Source organism: Comamonas sp. CAH-2 (assembly GCF_009668305.1).
GTDB classification, from domain to species: domain Bacteria; phylum Pseudomonadota; class Gammaproteobacteria; order Burkholderiales; family Burkholderiaceae_C; genus Comamonas; species Comamonas aquatica.
The window spans coordinates 1-13,168 of sequence record NZ_VSWF01000007.1 but is presented as its reverse complement, the minus strand read 5'-3'; the positions used below and the strand labels follow the sequence as shown (position 1 = coordinate 13,168).

The 13,168-nt window shown below is 64.6% G+C and carries 14 protein-coding genes; 10 read left to right on the top strand and 4 right to left on the bottom strand.

The genetic code is table 11. From position 1 onward, the window contains the following. Positions 1 to 74: 74 nt before the first annotated feature. A complete protein-coding gene (locus FYM52_RS06480) occupies positions 75 to 431 on the top strand; it encodes a DUF1304 domain-containing protein (protein ID WP_174435618.1) in 357 nt (118 codons plus the stop codon). A gap of 128 nt (positions 432 to 559) precedes the next feature. Here the strand turns inward: FYM52_RS06480 and FYM52_RS06475 are convergent, their stop codons facing one another. The 3 genes from FYM52_RS06475 to FYM52_RS06465 are packed head-to-tail and all read right to left on the bottom strand — an operon-like array spanning position 560 to position 3,496. Beyond that, entirely contained in the window at positions 560 to 1,600 is a 1,041-nt protein-coding gene (locus FYM52_RS06475; RefSeq protein ID WP_154163511.1) for a DctP family TRAP transporter solute-binding subunit, read from the bottom strand. A gap of 55 nt (positions 1,601 to 1,655) precedes the next feature. Beyond that, the gene (locus tag FYM52_RS06470; protein WP_154163510.1) at positions 1,656 to 2,954 is read right to left on the bottom strand and encodes a TRAP transporter large permease; all 1,299 of its coding nucleotides are present in this window, start codon (positions 2,952 to 2,954) and stop codon (positions 1,656 to 1,658) included. Continuing rightward, a complete protein-coding gene (locus FYM52_RS06465) occupies positions 2,951 to 3,496 on the bottom strand; it encodes a TRAP transporter small permease (RefSeq protein WP_154163509.1) in 546 nt (181 codons plus the stop codon). Before FYM52_RS06465 ends, FYM52_RS06470 begins: the two co-directional genes overlap by 4 nt. 197 nt (positions 3,497 to 3,693) lie before the next feature. Between FYM52_RS06465 and FYM52_RS06460 the strand changes: the two genes are divergently transcribed. The 5 genes from FYM52_RS06460 to FYM52_RS06440 all read left to right on the top strand — a co-directional run bounded on the left by FYM52_RS06460 (position 3,694) and on the right by FYM52_RS06440 (position 8,196). Further along, positions 3,694 to 4,644, top strand: coding sequence for a LysR substrate-binding domain-containing protein (locus FYM52_RS06460; RefSeq protein WP_081770705.1), 951 nt, complete (start codon positions 3,694 to 3,696; stop codon positions 4,642 to 4,644). A gap of 346 nt (positions 4,645 to 4,990) precedes the next feature. Beyond that, positions 4,991 to 5,890: an amino acid ABC transporter substrate-binding protein gene (locus FYM52_RS06455; RefSeq protein WP_154163508.1), complete on the top strand. Its 900-nt coding sequence runs from the start codon at positions 4,991 to 4,993 to the stop codon at positions 5,888 to 5,890. Positions 5,891 to 5,997: 107 nt separating this feature from the next. Continuing rightward, positions 5,998 to 6,753, top strand: a complete 756-nt coding sequence (locus tag FYM52_RS06450; protein WP_042418090.1) for an amino acid ABC transporter permease — start codon at positions 5,998 to 6,000, stop codon at positions 6,751 to 6,753. Positions 6,754 to 6,756: 3 nt separating this feature from the next. Beyond that, the gene (locus tag FYM52_RS06445) at positions 6,757 to 7,428 is read left to right on the top strand and encodes an amino acid ABC transporter permease (protein ID WP_154163507.1); all 672 of its coding nucleotides are present in this window, start codon (positions 6,757 to 6,759) and stop codon (positions 7,426 to 7,428) included. A gap of 30 nt (positions 7,429 to 7,458) precedes the next feature. Then, positions 7,459 to 8,196 (top strand): amino acid ABC transporter ATP-binding protein, encoded by a 738-nt coding sequence (locus tag FYM52_RS06440; protein ID WP_154163506.1) that lies wholly within the window; start codon positions 7,459 to 7,461, stop codon positions 8,194 to 8,196. 114 nt (positions 8,197 to 8,310) lie between these two features. Here FYM52_RS06440 and FYM52_RS06435 read toward each other — a convergent pair whose 3' ends face one another. Beyond that, positions 8,311 to 9,093, bottom strand: a complete 783-nt coding sequence (locus FYM52_RS06435) for a siderophore-interacting protein (protein ID WP_154163505.1) — start codon at positions 9,091 to 9,093, stop codon at positions 8,311 to 8,313. A gap of 84 nt (positions 9,094 to 9,177) precedes the next feature. On the opposite strand from FYM52_RS06435, the gene pyrC reads away from it, so the two are divergent. The 4 genes from pyrC (at position 9,178) to FYM52_RS06415 (ending at position 13,124) form a co-directional block, all read left to right on the top strand. Beyond that, positions 9,178 to 10,221, top strand: a complete 1,044-nt coding sequence (gene pyrC, locus FYM52_RS06430; protein ID WP_154163504.1) for a dihydroorotase — start codon at positions 9,178 to 9,180, stop codon at positions 10,219 to 10,221. Positions 10,222 to 10,372: 151 nt separating this feature from the next. Then, on the top strand, positions 10,373 to 11,257 hold the full coding sequence (locus tag FYM52_RS06425) for an NYN domain-containing protein (RefSeq protein ID WP_154163503.1): 885 nt from the start codon (positions 10,373 to 10,375) through the stop codon (positions 11,255 to 11,257). 198 nt (positions 11,258 to 11,455) lie between these two features. Then, the gene (gene htpX / locus FYM52_RS06420; RefSeq protein WP_154163502.1) at positions 11,456 to 12,328 is read left to right on the top strand and encodes a protease HtpX; all 873 of its coding nucleotides are present in this window, start codon (positions 11,456 to 11,458) and stop codon (positions 12,326 to 12,328) included. A gap of 163 nt (positions 12,329 to 12,491) precedes the next feature. After that, entirely contained in the window at positions 12,492 to 13,124 is a 633-nt protein-coding gene (locus FYM52_RS06415; RefSeq protein WP_162524668.1) for a YXWGXW repeat-containing protein, read from the top strand. The last annotated feature ends 44 nt before the right edge of the window (positions 13,125 to 13,168 follow it).

The window sequence follows — 13,168 nt, the reverse complement described above, 5'->3', positions numbered from 1 at the left end:
TTGCCCCATGGGCGCCCCTGCGGGGCACGGCCCAGGGGCCTCCACCATCACTACACACATCGGGAGCCTCACACATGCAATGGCTGGCCAGTTTCCTCGTCGCCGCGGTGGCGATCTTGCACCTCTACATCCTCGTGCTGGAGATGTTTCTGTGGACCAAGCCCCAGGGCCGCCGGGCATTCGGCATGACGCAGGAGCAGGCCCAGCAGACCAAGGTGCTGGCGGCCAACCAGGGGCTGTACAACGGTTTCCTGGCCGCGGGGCTGATCACGGGCCTGTGCATGGGCGCCGAAGGGCTGGCCTTCCAGGTCTTCTTTCTGGTCTGCGTCATGGTCGCCGGGGTCTATGGCGCGATGACGGCGTCCAAAAAGATCCTGTTCATCCAGACCGTGCCGGCCGCCCTGGCCCTGGCTGCCGTGCTGGCGGCGTGAGCCGGCGCATGCCCCGGCCTGCGCTGCCCCTGCGGGCACAGGTGCGTGCGGGGCGGGCATAAAAAAACGGCGCAGACCGTGCGTGGGTCTGCGCCGTGCAAGCGGGGCCGGTCAGGCCCCGGAATGCATCACTGCTTGCGTGCGGCAATCGCCTTTTCGGCCATGTCCACCAGGTTGGTGCCGATCTGCGGCTTCCACTTGGTGTAGACGCTCTTGGTGGCGTCGGCAAACACCTTGCGCTGCGCGGGGCTCAGGTCGGTCACGGTCACGCCCTGGGCGGTCAGTTCCTTGACCAGGGGCTTGTCGGCCTCGCTCATGCCCTTGCGGGAGATGGCGATCTGCTCCTTGGCGGCATCCAGCGCGGCCTGCTTGACGATGGCCTGGTCGGCCGGGGTCCAGCTGGCCCACACGTCCTTGTTCACCACGTAGATCAGCGGGTCGTTCATGTAGCCCCACAGCGTCATGTACTTCTGGCCCACGGTGCTCAGCTTGGCCGCCATGTACACGGACACGGGGTTTTCCTGGCCGTCCACGGCGCCGCTGGCCATGGCGGGCTGGGCGTCGGCCCAGCTCATCTGTGTGGGGTTGGCGCCCAGGGCGGTGAAGGTGTCCAGGAACAGCGGCGAGCCGACCACGCGGATCTTCATGCCCTTGAGGTCTTCGGGCTTGCTGATGGCCTTCTTGGAGTTGGAGATCTCGCGGTAGCCGTTCTCGCCCCAGGCCAGGGGCAGCACGCCGGCCTTGTCGATGGTCTTGAAGATTTCCTGGCCGACCTGGCCCTGGACCACGGCATCCACGGCCGCATAGTCGGGGAACAGGAAGGGCAGCGAGAACAGGTTCAGCGCCTTGACCTGGGGCGACCAGTTGATGGTGGAGCCCACGGCCATGTCGATCACGCCCTGGCGGATGGCGCTGAATTCGCGCGTCTGGTCGCCCTGGACCAGGGAGGTGCCGGGATAGAGCTTGATGTTGATGCGACCCTGGGTGCGTTCGCGCACCTTGTCGGCCCAGATTTCCGCGCCCTTGCCCCAGGGGAAGGCCGTGCCCAGCACCACGGACAGGCGGTACTCACTCTTGTAGTTGGCGGGCGCCTGGGCGTGCGCAGGCACGCCCAGGGCCAGCAGGGTGGCGGCAGCGGCCGAGGCCGTCAGAAAGGTACGCAGTTGCATGGGTTGTCTCCTCTTGGGTTGGGTTTTTGCAAGCACTCGGGGGAAAGCAGGGGGCTCAGTAGCCCAGTCGGGCCGGCAGCCACAGCGCCAGCTGCGGGAAGGCAATCACCAGCAGCATGACCAGGAACATGGCGATCAGCATCGGAATGACCCAGCGCACGGTGGATTCCATGGGCACGCCGGCGATGCGGCAGGACACCATCAGGTTCACGGCCAGCGGCGGCGTGAACTGGCCCAGGGCCACCTTCAGCGTCAGGATCACACCGAACCACACGGGGTCCCAGCCGTAGTGCTGCATGATGGGCAGCAGCAGCGGCACGAAGATCAGGAAGATGGAGATGCCGTCCAGGAACATGCCCACGGTGATCAGCAGCAGGATCAGCAGCATCAGCACGCCGTACTCGCCCAGGCCCGAATGCACGATGGCCTTGGCCACCGGATCGATCACGCCCAGCGTGGACAGCGAGAAAGCGAAGATGCCCGCCAGCGACACCACCAGCAGGATCACGGCCGACAGCTCGCCCGCCTCGCGCAGGATGGGGAACAGGTCGCGCACGCCGATGGTGCGGTGGATGCACATGCCCACGAACAGGCCGTAGAAGACGGCGACCACGGCCGCCTCGGTGGGGGTGAACCAGCCGGCGCGCATGCCGCCCAGGATCAGCACCGGGGCCGCCAGACCCCAGATGGCCTCCTTGAAGCTTTGCCACAGCGCGGGGCGCGGCAGATCGGCTTCGAGGTGGCCCATCTTGTGGCGGCGCGCCATCCACACGGCGGGTACGACCAGGGCCAGGCCGGCCAGGATGCCGGGGATCATGCCGGCCGCAAACAGCGCCGGCACCGAGGCGCCGGGCACCAGCACCGAGTAGATGATGAACGCCACGGAGGGCGGGATCAGGATGTCCGTGGCGGCGGCGGCGCCGACCACGCTGGCCGAGAAGCTCCCGGGGTAGCCGGCCCGGTACATGGCCGCAATCATCACCCCACCCACGGCGGCGGCATTGGCCGGGCCGGAGCCGGAGATGCCGCCCAGGAACATGGCCACGGCAATCGCCACCAGCGGCAGCATGCCGGGGCCACGGCCGACGATGGCAATCGCAAAGTTCACCAGCCGCGCGGCCACACCGGAGCGGTCGAAGATGGACCCCACCAGCACGAACATGGGGATGGCCAGCAGCGGGTACTTGCCCAGGCCGGCATAGAAGTTCTGCGGCACGGCCAGCAGGCCGAACCATTGCACATCCAGGTTGGCCAGCGCAATGCAGGCCGCACCCGCCAGGCCCAGGGCCGCGCCGATCGGCACGCCCAGGAACATCAGGACCAGAAAGGCCACGAACAGCAGGGCAGCGATCATGCGGACTCCTGCTCTTCGGTGGCTACTTCCTCGAACTGCGCCAGGCGGCCCTGGCGCCGGAACAGGCCGATGGCCCGTGCCGTGATGGCCAGCGAGCAGATCGGCAGCCACACGGAATACCACCACTGCGGCACACCGATGCCGGGCGAGGTTTCCTCATAGCGCCAGTCGTCCCAGACGACGCGCGCGCTGAGTGCCGCAATCAAAGCAAAAAGCAGAGCTACTGACGCAGATCCCAGGCGGGCTAGAAGCTGTTTTCGTGCAGCAGTGCCGCGGCTGGTCAGGAATTCGATGCGGATGTGCTGGTCGCGGGCGACGGCGGCACTGCCGGCCACCATGGCCAGCAGGATCATCAGGAAGATGGAGATTTCCTCGGTCCAGGCAAACGAGGCGTCGGTGAAATAACGCACCAGGACGTTGGCGAAGGTGATCAGGGCCAGCAAGGCCATGATGATGACGGTGAGCCAGTCTTCAATGCGCAGGGCACGTGGCTGCTCGGGGCCTTCGGCCTGTGGGGCCGGGCTGTGGGAAGGTTCGGACATGTCGCGGAATCGTGAACAAAAGCAAGGCAAACGCTAGTGCGATTCCGGTCCTGTCGGTGTTGTGCACGCACAGCCGGACGCTGAGCCCTAGCACGGATGGCAGCGAGAACTCGAAACGCATTATTGAGACTTTCGCAGCCCTTGGCTATGCGGGTGGCCCTAGGGTGTCAGGCTACGGCAAGGCGATAATCAGGGGCATGGAAACCAAATGGCTTGAAGATTTTGTCAGTCTGGCTGAAACGCGCAGCTTCAGCCGCTCTGCCCAGTTGCGCCACGTCACGCAGCCAGCTTTCTCGCGCCGTATCCAGGCGCTGGAGGCCTGGGCCGGGACCGACCTGGTGGATCGCAGCTCTTACCCCACGCGGCTGACGTCGGCGGGCAAGACCATGTACGACCAGGCGCTGGAGATGCTGCAGTCCCTGCAGAGCACGCGCTCCATGCTGCGGGCCCATGCCAGCAGCGACAAGGGCATGGTCGGCTTTGCCGTGCCGCACACCTTGGCCTTCACCTTCTTCCCGGCCTGGGTGTCGCAGGTGCAGGAGCAGTTCGGCTCCTTCAAGAGCCGCCTGATCGCCCTCAACGTCCACGATGCGGTGATGCGCCTAGTTGAAGGCGGCTGTGACCTGCTGATCGCCTACCACCACAGCTCCCAGCCTTTCCAGCTGGACATGGCGCGCTATGAAATGGTGCGCCTGGGTGAAGAGTTGCTGGCGCCGTATGCCAAGCCCGATGCCAATGGCAAGCCCCTGTTCATGCTGCCGGGCCATGCCAGCGAACCCCTGCCGTTCCTGGCCTACGGCCCGGGTGCCTACCTGGGGCGCCTGACCGAATTGCTGCTCAAGGAGGCATCCATGCCGGTGCACCTGGAGCGGGTCTACGAAACCGACATGGCCGAAGGCCTCAAGGCCATGGCCATCGAGGGCCACGGCGTGGCCTTCCTGCCGTACAGCGCGGTGCGCAACGAGCTGCAGTCCGGCCGCCTGGTCAGTGCCGTGCCCGAGGGGTCGCAGAAGTTCCAGCTGCCCATGGATGTGCTGGCCTACCGGGAAAAGCCCACTGGCAAGGACGGCGCCAAGAGCGTGGTCCAGGCCCTGTGGAGCTTCCTGCAATCCCAGGCCGAAGGGCTGGAGAAGGCCAAGGCGCAGTGAGGTTCTTGCTCTAAGAGTTGGCACAGGTATTGCTTGCATTTGCGACAGTGCCTCCCGAGAAAAAAGCGACTTTCCCGAGGCCGGGAACGTCGCTTTTTTTCATTGGTCCGCGGTCTGGATGCAAGAAAACTGCCTGTTCTAGGTGTTTCTCCGCATCAAACTTCTTCTTCAAATTGGTGCATACCTTTTAGGATGGAAGTCATTCCGCTTGGCTAAGCCGGGTGGCGGAAAAGTCTGTCGCGTAGCTGACAAGTTGTGGCAGATTATGTACATTGTGCATGACCTCATGCGTAAGCTGTCGGCTGCATGAGATTGCGTTGTCTCTAGTAAATCTGAGGAGCACTGAATGAAGAAACATTTGCTGGCCGTGGCTGTGATGGCATTGGCTGCTGGTAGCGCCATGGCGCAGGCCAACGACACATTGGCCAAGGTGAAATCGTCGGGCACCATCACCCTGGGTGTGCGCGAATCTTCGGGTGCACTGGGTTACACCCTGGGCGATGGCAAGTACGTGGGCTTCCACACCGAGATGGCGGAAAACATCGCTTCCGACCTGCGCAAGCAACTGGGCCTGTCCAAGCTGGAAACCAAGTACCAGCCCGTGACGTCGCAAAACCGTATTCCGCTGGTGGTGAATGGCACCGTGGACCTGGAGTGCGGCTCCACCACCAATGACCTGAACCGTCAGAAGGACGTGGACTTCGCCAACACCACCTACGTGGAGCAGGTGCGCATCGCCGTGAAGGCCAACTCCGGCATCAACGATGTCAAGGACCTGAACGGCAAGACCGTGGCCACCACCACGGGCACGACCTCGGTGCAGCTGCTGCGCCAGAACAAGCGCGCCGAAGGCATCGAGTTCAAGAACATCATGGGCAAGGACCACGCCGACAGCTTCCTGCTGCTGGAAACCGGCCGTGCCGATGCGTTCGTGATGGATGGCTCCATCTTGGCGGGCAACATCTCCAAGTCCAAGAATGCCAAGGACTTCAAGATCGTGGGTGAGCCCCTGTCCACCGAGCCGATCGCCTGTATGGTGCGCAAGAACGATCCCGCCTTCCTGAAGGCTGTGAATGACTCGATCGCCCGCCAGGTCAAGGATGGCACGCTGGCCAAGCTGTGGGACAAGTGGTTCATCCAGCCTATTCCTCCAGCCAACGTGGCAGTGGGTCTGCCCCTGTCGGAAGCCACCAAGAATGCTTGGAACAACCCCAACAACAAGCCTAAGGAAGATTACAACAAGTAATTCTTAGCCGACGGGATGCGCCCCACCTGCATCTTGCGGGCCGGGGCGTTTTCCGTTGGAGGGCCTGTCATAGACGGGCATAAGGTGGTTAACTGGAAGGAAATCCTATGAATTGGGATTGGCAAATGTTCTGCGAGGACACGCTGGACCGCACGGTGCGCGAAGGCTGTTTTGGCAAGGACGGCGACATCACCTACCTGGACTGGATGCTGTCGGCCTGGGGCTGGACCGTGTCCGTGTCCCTGCTGGCGCTGGTGCTGGCTTTGGTGGTGGGTGTGGTGATCGGTACCTTGCGTACCTTGGAAAACCGTCCCTGGACGGTGCGTTTCGGCAATGCGTGGGTGGAGTTTTTCCGCAATATCCCGTTGCTGGTGCAAATTTTTATCTGGTACCACGTGGTGCCGTCCATCTTCCCGGCGATGAAGTCCGTCTCGGGCTTTGTGCTGGTGGTGTTGGCCTTGGGCTTTTTCACTTCGGCGCGTATTGCCGAGCAGGTGCGCTCCGGCATCCAGGCGCTGCCACGCGGGCAGCGCTATGCGGGCATGGCCATGGGGTTCACCACCTGGCAGACCTACCGCTACGTGCTGCTGCCGAATGCCTTCCGCATCATCATTCCGCCGCTGACCAGCGAGACGATGAACATCTTCAAGAACTCGTCGGTGGCGTTTGCGGTGTCGGTGACCGAGCTGACCATGTTCGCCATGCAGGCACAGGAAGAAACGGGTCGCGGCATCGAGGTCTATCTGGCGGTGACCGGCCTGTACATCGTCTCGGCCTTCACCATCAACCGCATCATGGCCTTCATTGAAAAGCGCGTGCGTGTGCCTGGTCTGGTGGCGCCCGGTGCGGCGGGAGGGCACTAAACCATGAATTTCTCTTTGGACTGGTCGTTTTACAACTGGGACCTGATCAGCAACTTCGTGATCAAGGGCCTGGGTTTCAGCCTGATGCTGACCGTCATCGCCACCCTGGGCGGCATCTTCTTCGGCACGGTGCTGGCGTTGATGCGGCTGTCGGGCAAGAAGTGGCTGGATCTGCCTGCCACCATCTACGTCAACGGCATGCGCTCCATCCCGCTGGTGATGGTGATCCTGTGGTTCTTTCTGCTGGTGCCGCTGGTGATCGGCAAGCCGATCGGCGCCGAGATGTCGGCCATCATCACCTTCATTGCCTTCGAGGCGGCCTACTTCTCCGAGATCATGCGTGCGGGCATCCAGTCCGTGCCGCGTGGTCAGGTGTTTGCCGGCCAGGCCCTGGGCATGACCTATGGGCAGAACATGCGTCTGGTGGTGCTGCCCCAGGCCTTCCGCAACATGCTGCCGGTGCTGCTGACGCAGACCATCATCCTGTTCCAGGACACGTCCCTGGTGTACGCAATCGGTGCCTACGACATGCTCAAGGGCTTCGAAGTGGCCGGCAAGAACTTTGGTCGCCCGATGGAAGCCTATCTGGCCGCCGCCGTTATTTACTTTGTGATCTGCTTTGCCCTGTCCTACGGGGTCAAGCGCCTGCACAAGAAGATCGCCATCATCCGTTGATGTGCGCTCTGCAAGATTGAGGATTTATTCATGATCGAACTCAAGAACGTCTCCAAGTGGTACGGCAGCTTCCAGGTGCTCAACGACTGCTCCACCCACATCAAAAAGGGTGAAGTGGTGGTGGTGTGCGGCCCCTCCGGCTCCGGCAAGTCCACGCTGATCAAGACCATCAATGCGCTGGAGCCTATCCAGAAGGGCGAGATCTGGGTGAACGGCACGCCCGTGCACGACCCCAAGACCAACTTGCCCAAGCTGCGTTCCACCGTGGGCATGGTGTTCCAGCACTTCGAGCTGTTCCCCCACCTGACGGTGACCGAGAACCTGACGATCGCCCAGATCAAGGTGCTGGGCCGCAGCCCCGACGAAGCCAAAGTGCGTGGCCTGAAGATGCTGGACCGCGTGGGCCTGATGGCGCACAAGGACAAGGTGCCCGGCCAGCTGTCGGGTGGCCAGCAGCAGCGCGTGGCGATTGCCCGTGCGCTGTCCATGGACCCGAACGTGATGTTGTTCGACGAGCCCACGTCGGCGCTGGACCCCGAGATGGTGGGCGAAGTGCTGGACGTGATGGTGAGCCTGGCGCACGATGGCATGACCATGATGTGCGTGACGCACGAAATGGGCTTCGCCAAGAAGGTGGCCAGCCGCGTGATCTTCATGGACGTGGGCGGCAAGATCCTGGAGGACTGCACCAAGGAAGACTTCTTTGGCAATCCCGATGCGCGCCAACCCCGCACCAAGGACTTTCTGGGCAAGATCCTGCAGCACTGAGTGCAGGCCCCTGGCCCCAGGCACCCCAAAAGCCGCTGTCACCAGCGGCTTTTTTCATGACCTAAAAGGCCTGCAGAGCTTATGAAGCCTGCGCTGATTGCTATGGTTGCTGCATCAGTCCTGGTCGGCCAGCTCGGCGTGGTGCGCGACTTCGCCGTGCTTCCAGTAGGCGGCGATGCGCATGCGCTTGGGCGCGGCACCCTTGGCCAGGGCGATCTTGCGCAGGGCCGCCATGTCGCTGTGTTCGCCGGCGGCCCAGACAAAGCCGCTGCCCTCGGGCAGTGCCAGTGCCTCGGCCGCATCGGTCAGTGCATCCACCCACTGCAGGTCGACCTGGGCCTGCGAGGGCAGGGCGCGGCGGTCGGCCTCGGGCACAGCCAGGCGCACTGTCACCTGGGCGCTGGCGGGCAGCTCGGCCAGGGCGCGCTCGACGGCCGGCAGGCCGCTGGCATCGGCCAGCATCCAGTACCAGTTGAAGTCCTTGCGGATGACCAGTGAGCCGCGCGGGCCGGCCGCGCCCACCCACGAACCCATGGCGGCGGTGCGGGCCCATTCGGTGGCGGGGCCGTGGTCGTGCAGGGCAAAGTCCACGGTCAGGGTGTTGGTGGTCCAGCGCAGCGGCGTGTAGTCGCGCATGGTGGGGCGGGGGCCGTCGACCATGGGCTTGCCGTCCACCAACTGGGGCAGCAGGGGCTTGTCCAGGCCGGACTGCGGCAGGATGAGCTTGAAGTGGTCGTCAAACCCTGCGCTGGCGAAGTCGCGCAGCTCACCCACCAGGGTCAGGCGCAGAAAGCCGGGGCTGATCTGCTCGCGCGACAGCAGTTGCAGGTGGCGGGCCTTGAAGGGGTGGCGCACGCGTTCGAAAGCGGGGGCAGGGGCGGTCACGTCGGTGGTCATACTGGTTTTATTAAATGAGAGTGCTTCTCATTATGCACATGCGCAGGATTTCTGCAGGACCGCAGTCAATGGGACAATACGGCCATGACTGCCCCCACGACCCTCACCCTGACCCGTCCCGATGATTGGCACCTGCACGTGCGCGATGGCGATGCCATGCGCTGCGTGGTGCCGCACAGCGCCCGCCAGATGGGCCGCGCCATCATCATGCCGAACCTGAAGCCGCCCGTGACCACGGCCGAGATGGCGCTGGCCTACCGCGCGCGCATTCTGTCAGCCGTGCCCGCCGGCAGCCGCTTCCAGCCGCTGATGACGCTGTACCTGACGGACAACCTGGGCCCCGAGGAGATCGTGCGCGCCAAGGCCGCCGGCGTGGTGGCCTGCAAGCTGTACCCCGCCGGGGCCACGACCAATTCTGACCATGGTGTGACCGACCTGCGCAAGATCTACCCCACGCTGGAAGCCATGCAGCGCGAAGGCCTGGTGCTGCTGGTGCACGGCGAAGTGACCGACCCCAGCATCGACCTGTTCGACCGCGAGGCGGTGTTCATCGAGCAGCAGCTCCGGCCCCTGCGCCAGGATTTTCCTGAACTGAAGATCGTCATGGAGCACGTGACGACCAAGGAAGCGGCCGAGTACGTGGCCGCCGCCGACGACTTCCTGGGCGCCACCATCACCCCCCAGCACCTGCTGTTCAACCGCAACGCCATCTTCCTGGGCGGCGTGCGCCCGCACTTCTACTGCCTGCCGGTGCTCAAGCGCGAAACCCACCGCCTGGCCCTGGTGCAGGCCGCCACCAGCGGCAGCAAGAAGTTCTTCCTGGGCACCGACAGCGCGCCCCATGCCGCCCACCTGAAGGAAGCGGCCACGGGCTGCGCCGGCTGCTACAGCGCCCACGCGGCGATCGAGATGTACGCCGAGGTGTTTGACAACGCGGGCGCCCTGGACAAGCTGGAAGCCTTTGCCTCCTTCCATGGCGCGGACTTCTACGGCCTGCCGCGCAACACCGACACCATCACCCTGGTCAAGGAAAGCTGGACCCCGCCCGCCAGCTTCGAGTACGGCGAAGGGGCCCAGCTCAAGCCGCTGCGCTTCGGTGAAGCCCTGCCCTGGAAGCTGCTGGACTGAAAAAAGAGAAGCGGCCTGCGCTGGATTCGCAAGGAATTCAGGCGCAAAGCATGCTAAAAACCAGCAAGGAGCTGCGCAAGCAGCTCCTTTTTTTGTATTGGCAAGCCGCAGCGGCTCGGGTAGGCTGTGCAGCAGTCCAAGGAGTGCCTGCATGCCCACCGATGTCCAGCCGCGAATCGCCCTCTTGATCGATGCCGACAACGCCCCGTCGGAGATGATCGATGAAATCCTGACCGAGCTGTCCACTTTCGGCGTCATCAACACCCGCCGCGCGTATGGCAACTGGACCAAGCCCGGCCTGCACGGCTGGCAGTCCAAGCTGCTGGAGTACGCCCTGCGGCCCATGCAGCAGTTCGACTATTCCAAGGGCAAGAACGCCACCGACATGGCCATGACCGTGGATGCCATGGAGCTGCTGTACACCGAAAAGCCCGATGCCTTCGGCATCGTCTCTTCCGACGCCGACTTCACCCCGCTGGTCATGCACCTGCGCGCCAAGGGGGCTGCCGTCTATGGCTTTGGGGCCAGCCAGACGCCCAAGGCCTTCGTCAACGCCTGTTCGCGCTTTCTGTACTTCGATGCGCTGTCGGAGCTGGGCGACGGCGTCACCAGCCGGGCCGAGCGCCGCAGCCTGGCGCAGGAGGCGGAGGCCGGCGACAGCCTGGATCTGCCTGGCGTGCCGGTGCCCGAGCCGGCCACCACGGCGCCGGCCGGGGCGCCGCTGGCGCTGGATGTGGCCCAGCCCTGCGGCTTCAGCCTGCGCGTGCCCTCGCAGCAGCTGCGCCAGGACCGCCAACTGGTCGCCATGCTGCGCGATGCCGTCAAGGCCACCCAGGACGAAAGCGGCTGGGCCCGCGTCGGCGCCGTGGGCACGCACATCGGTAACAAGCTGCCCTTCGATGCACGCAACTACGGCTATGCCACCCTGACCAAACTGCTGGCGGCCACCCAGATGTTCGAGCTGCGCGACGAGGGCACCTCGCGCGTGGCCGTGCGCGACAAACGCTTTGTGGAACTGCCTGCGCCCGGCAAGTAGGACGATGCTGTCAGCAGGCCGTGTCGGCGAACTTTTCCTTCTATGATGACTCCTATACATCGCGCGGCAGGCACTCCATAAGATCACGACAACATCGGAGCCTGGGACTGGTGACAAGCGCTTGAATCTGGCTGCCAGCGCCCCCAACTGGCAGGCTGTGGGCCATCGGCCCGATTTCCCCTGGTGGAGAAACTCACAATGAAACGAATCGCTCTTTTTCTGTTGACCAACATTGCCGTGGTGGCGGTGCTGGGCATCACGGCCAGCCTGCTGGGCGTGAACCGCTTCCTGACCTCCAACGGCCTGAACCTGGGTGCGCTGCTGGGCTTTGCCTTCATCATGGGCTTTGGCGGCGCCATCATCTCGCTGCTGATTTCCAAGCCCGTGGCCAAGTGGAGCTCGGGCGTGCACGTGATCGAGCAGCCCCGCAACGCCGACGAAGCCTGGATCGTGGACACCGTGCGCAAGTTCGCCGACAAGGCCGGCATTGGCATGCCCGAAGTCGGGATCTACGAGGGTGAGCCGAACGCCTTCGCCACCGGCGCCTTCAAGAACAGCGCCCTGGTGGCCGTGTCCACCGGCCTGCTGCAGGGCATGACGCGCGAAGAGGTCGAGGCCGTGATCGGCCACGAGGTGGCCCACATCGCCAACGGCGACATGGTGACCATGACGCTGATCCAGGGCGTGATGAACACCTTCGTGGTCTTCCTGTCGCGCGTCATCGGCTATGCCGTGGACAGCTTCCTGCGCAAGGGCGATTCCGAAAGCTCCGGCCCCGGCATTGGCTACTACGTGACCACCATCGTCATGGACATCCTGCTGGGCTTCGTGGCCGCCATGATCGTCGCCTGGTTCTCGCGCCAACGCGAGTTCCGCGCCGACGCCGGCGCCGCCCAGCTGATGGGCCGCAAGCAGCCCATGGTGAACGCCCTGGCGCGCCTGGGCGGCATGGTGCCCGGCGAGCTGCCCAAGAGCATGCAGGCCATGGGCATCACCGGTGGCATCGGCAAGCTGTTCTCCAGCCACCCGCCCATCGAAGAGCGCATTGCTGCGCTGCAAAACAGCCACTGAGGCGTGCGATGTGTCGGCCCTGCCTGCGCCGACACATCTTGCGCGGCTTCTTTACCCGCGCTTTACAGCTTCGACAAGAACCCCGGTCAGCATGGTGCCGGGGTTTTGCGTTATGGAATGTGTCACCTTGTTAGGAGCTGCTATGCGATGGACTGATTCCTCTGTGCGATGGACCCGCTTCAGCCCGCGCGGCTGGGCGGCGCTGGGTGTGGCAGGGGCGGTGGCTCTACTCAGTGGCTGCGTGGTGGCTCCGGTGGATGACGGCTATGCCGACTATGGTTACTCCAGCACCACGGTCTACACCACCTATGGCTATCCGCCACCCCCGCGCGTCGAGTACCGCACTGTGGCACCCGCGCCCAACTACATCTGGATTGGCGGGGACTGGTTCTGGACAGGCAACCGCTATGACTGGCGCCCTGGGCGCTGGGCACCCCCCGGCTACCACTATGTGCCGCCCCCACCACCGCGGCCCCATTTCCGGCCGCCGCCACCGCCGGTGCGCCCGGCGCCCTGGCCTTCGCGGCCCGAAGTGCGCCCCGACGACCGGCCCCGTCCGCCGTTCTGGCGCCCTGATGACGGACCGCGCCCGCCCCAGGTGCGGCCCGATCGCCCAGACCGCCCGGACCGTGGAGAGGGTCGTCCACCGCAATGGCGCCCCGATGGCGATGGCCGTCCCCAGGTGCGCCCGGACCGGCCACGCCCGCCCGAGGGCCGGCCCGAGCGTCCGTCGCGGGAAGAGGGGCGCGCCTGGCCCTCGCACCGGCGCGACCGCGAGGAGGGGGGGCGCAACTGAGCGTGCGCGGCGATCCCACAGCACCCGCAGGCCTGTGCCTGCGG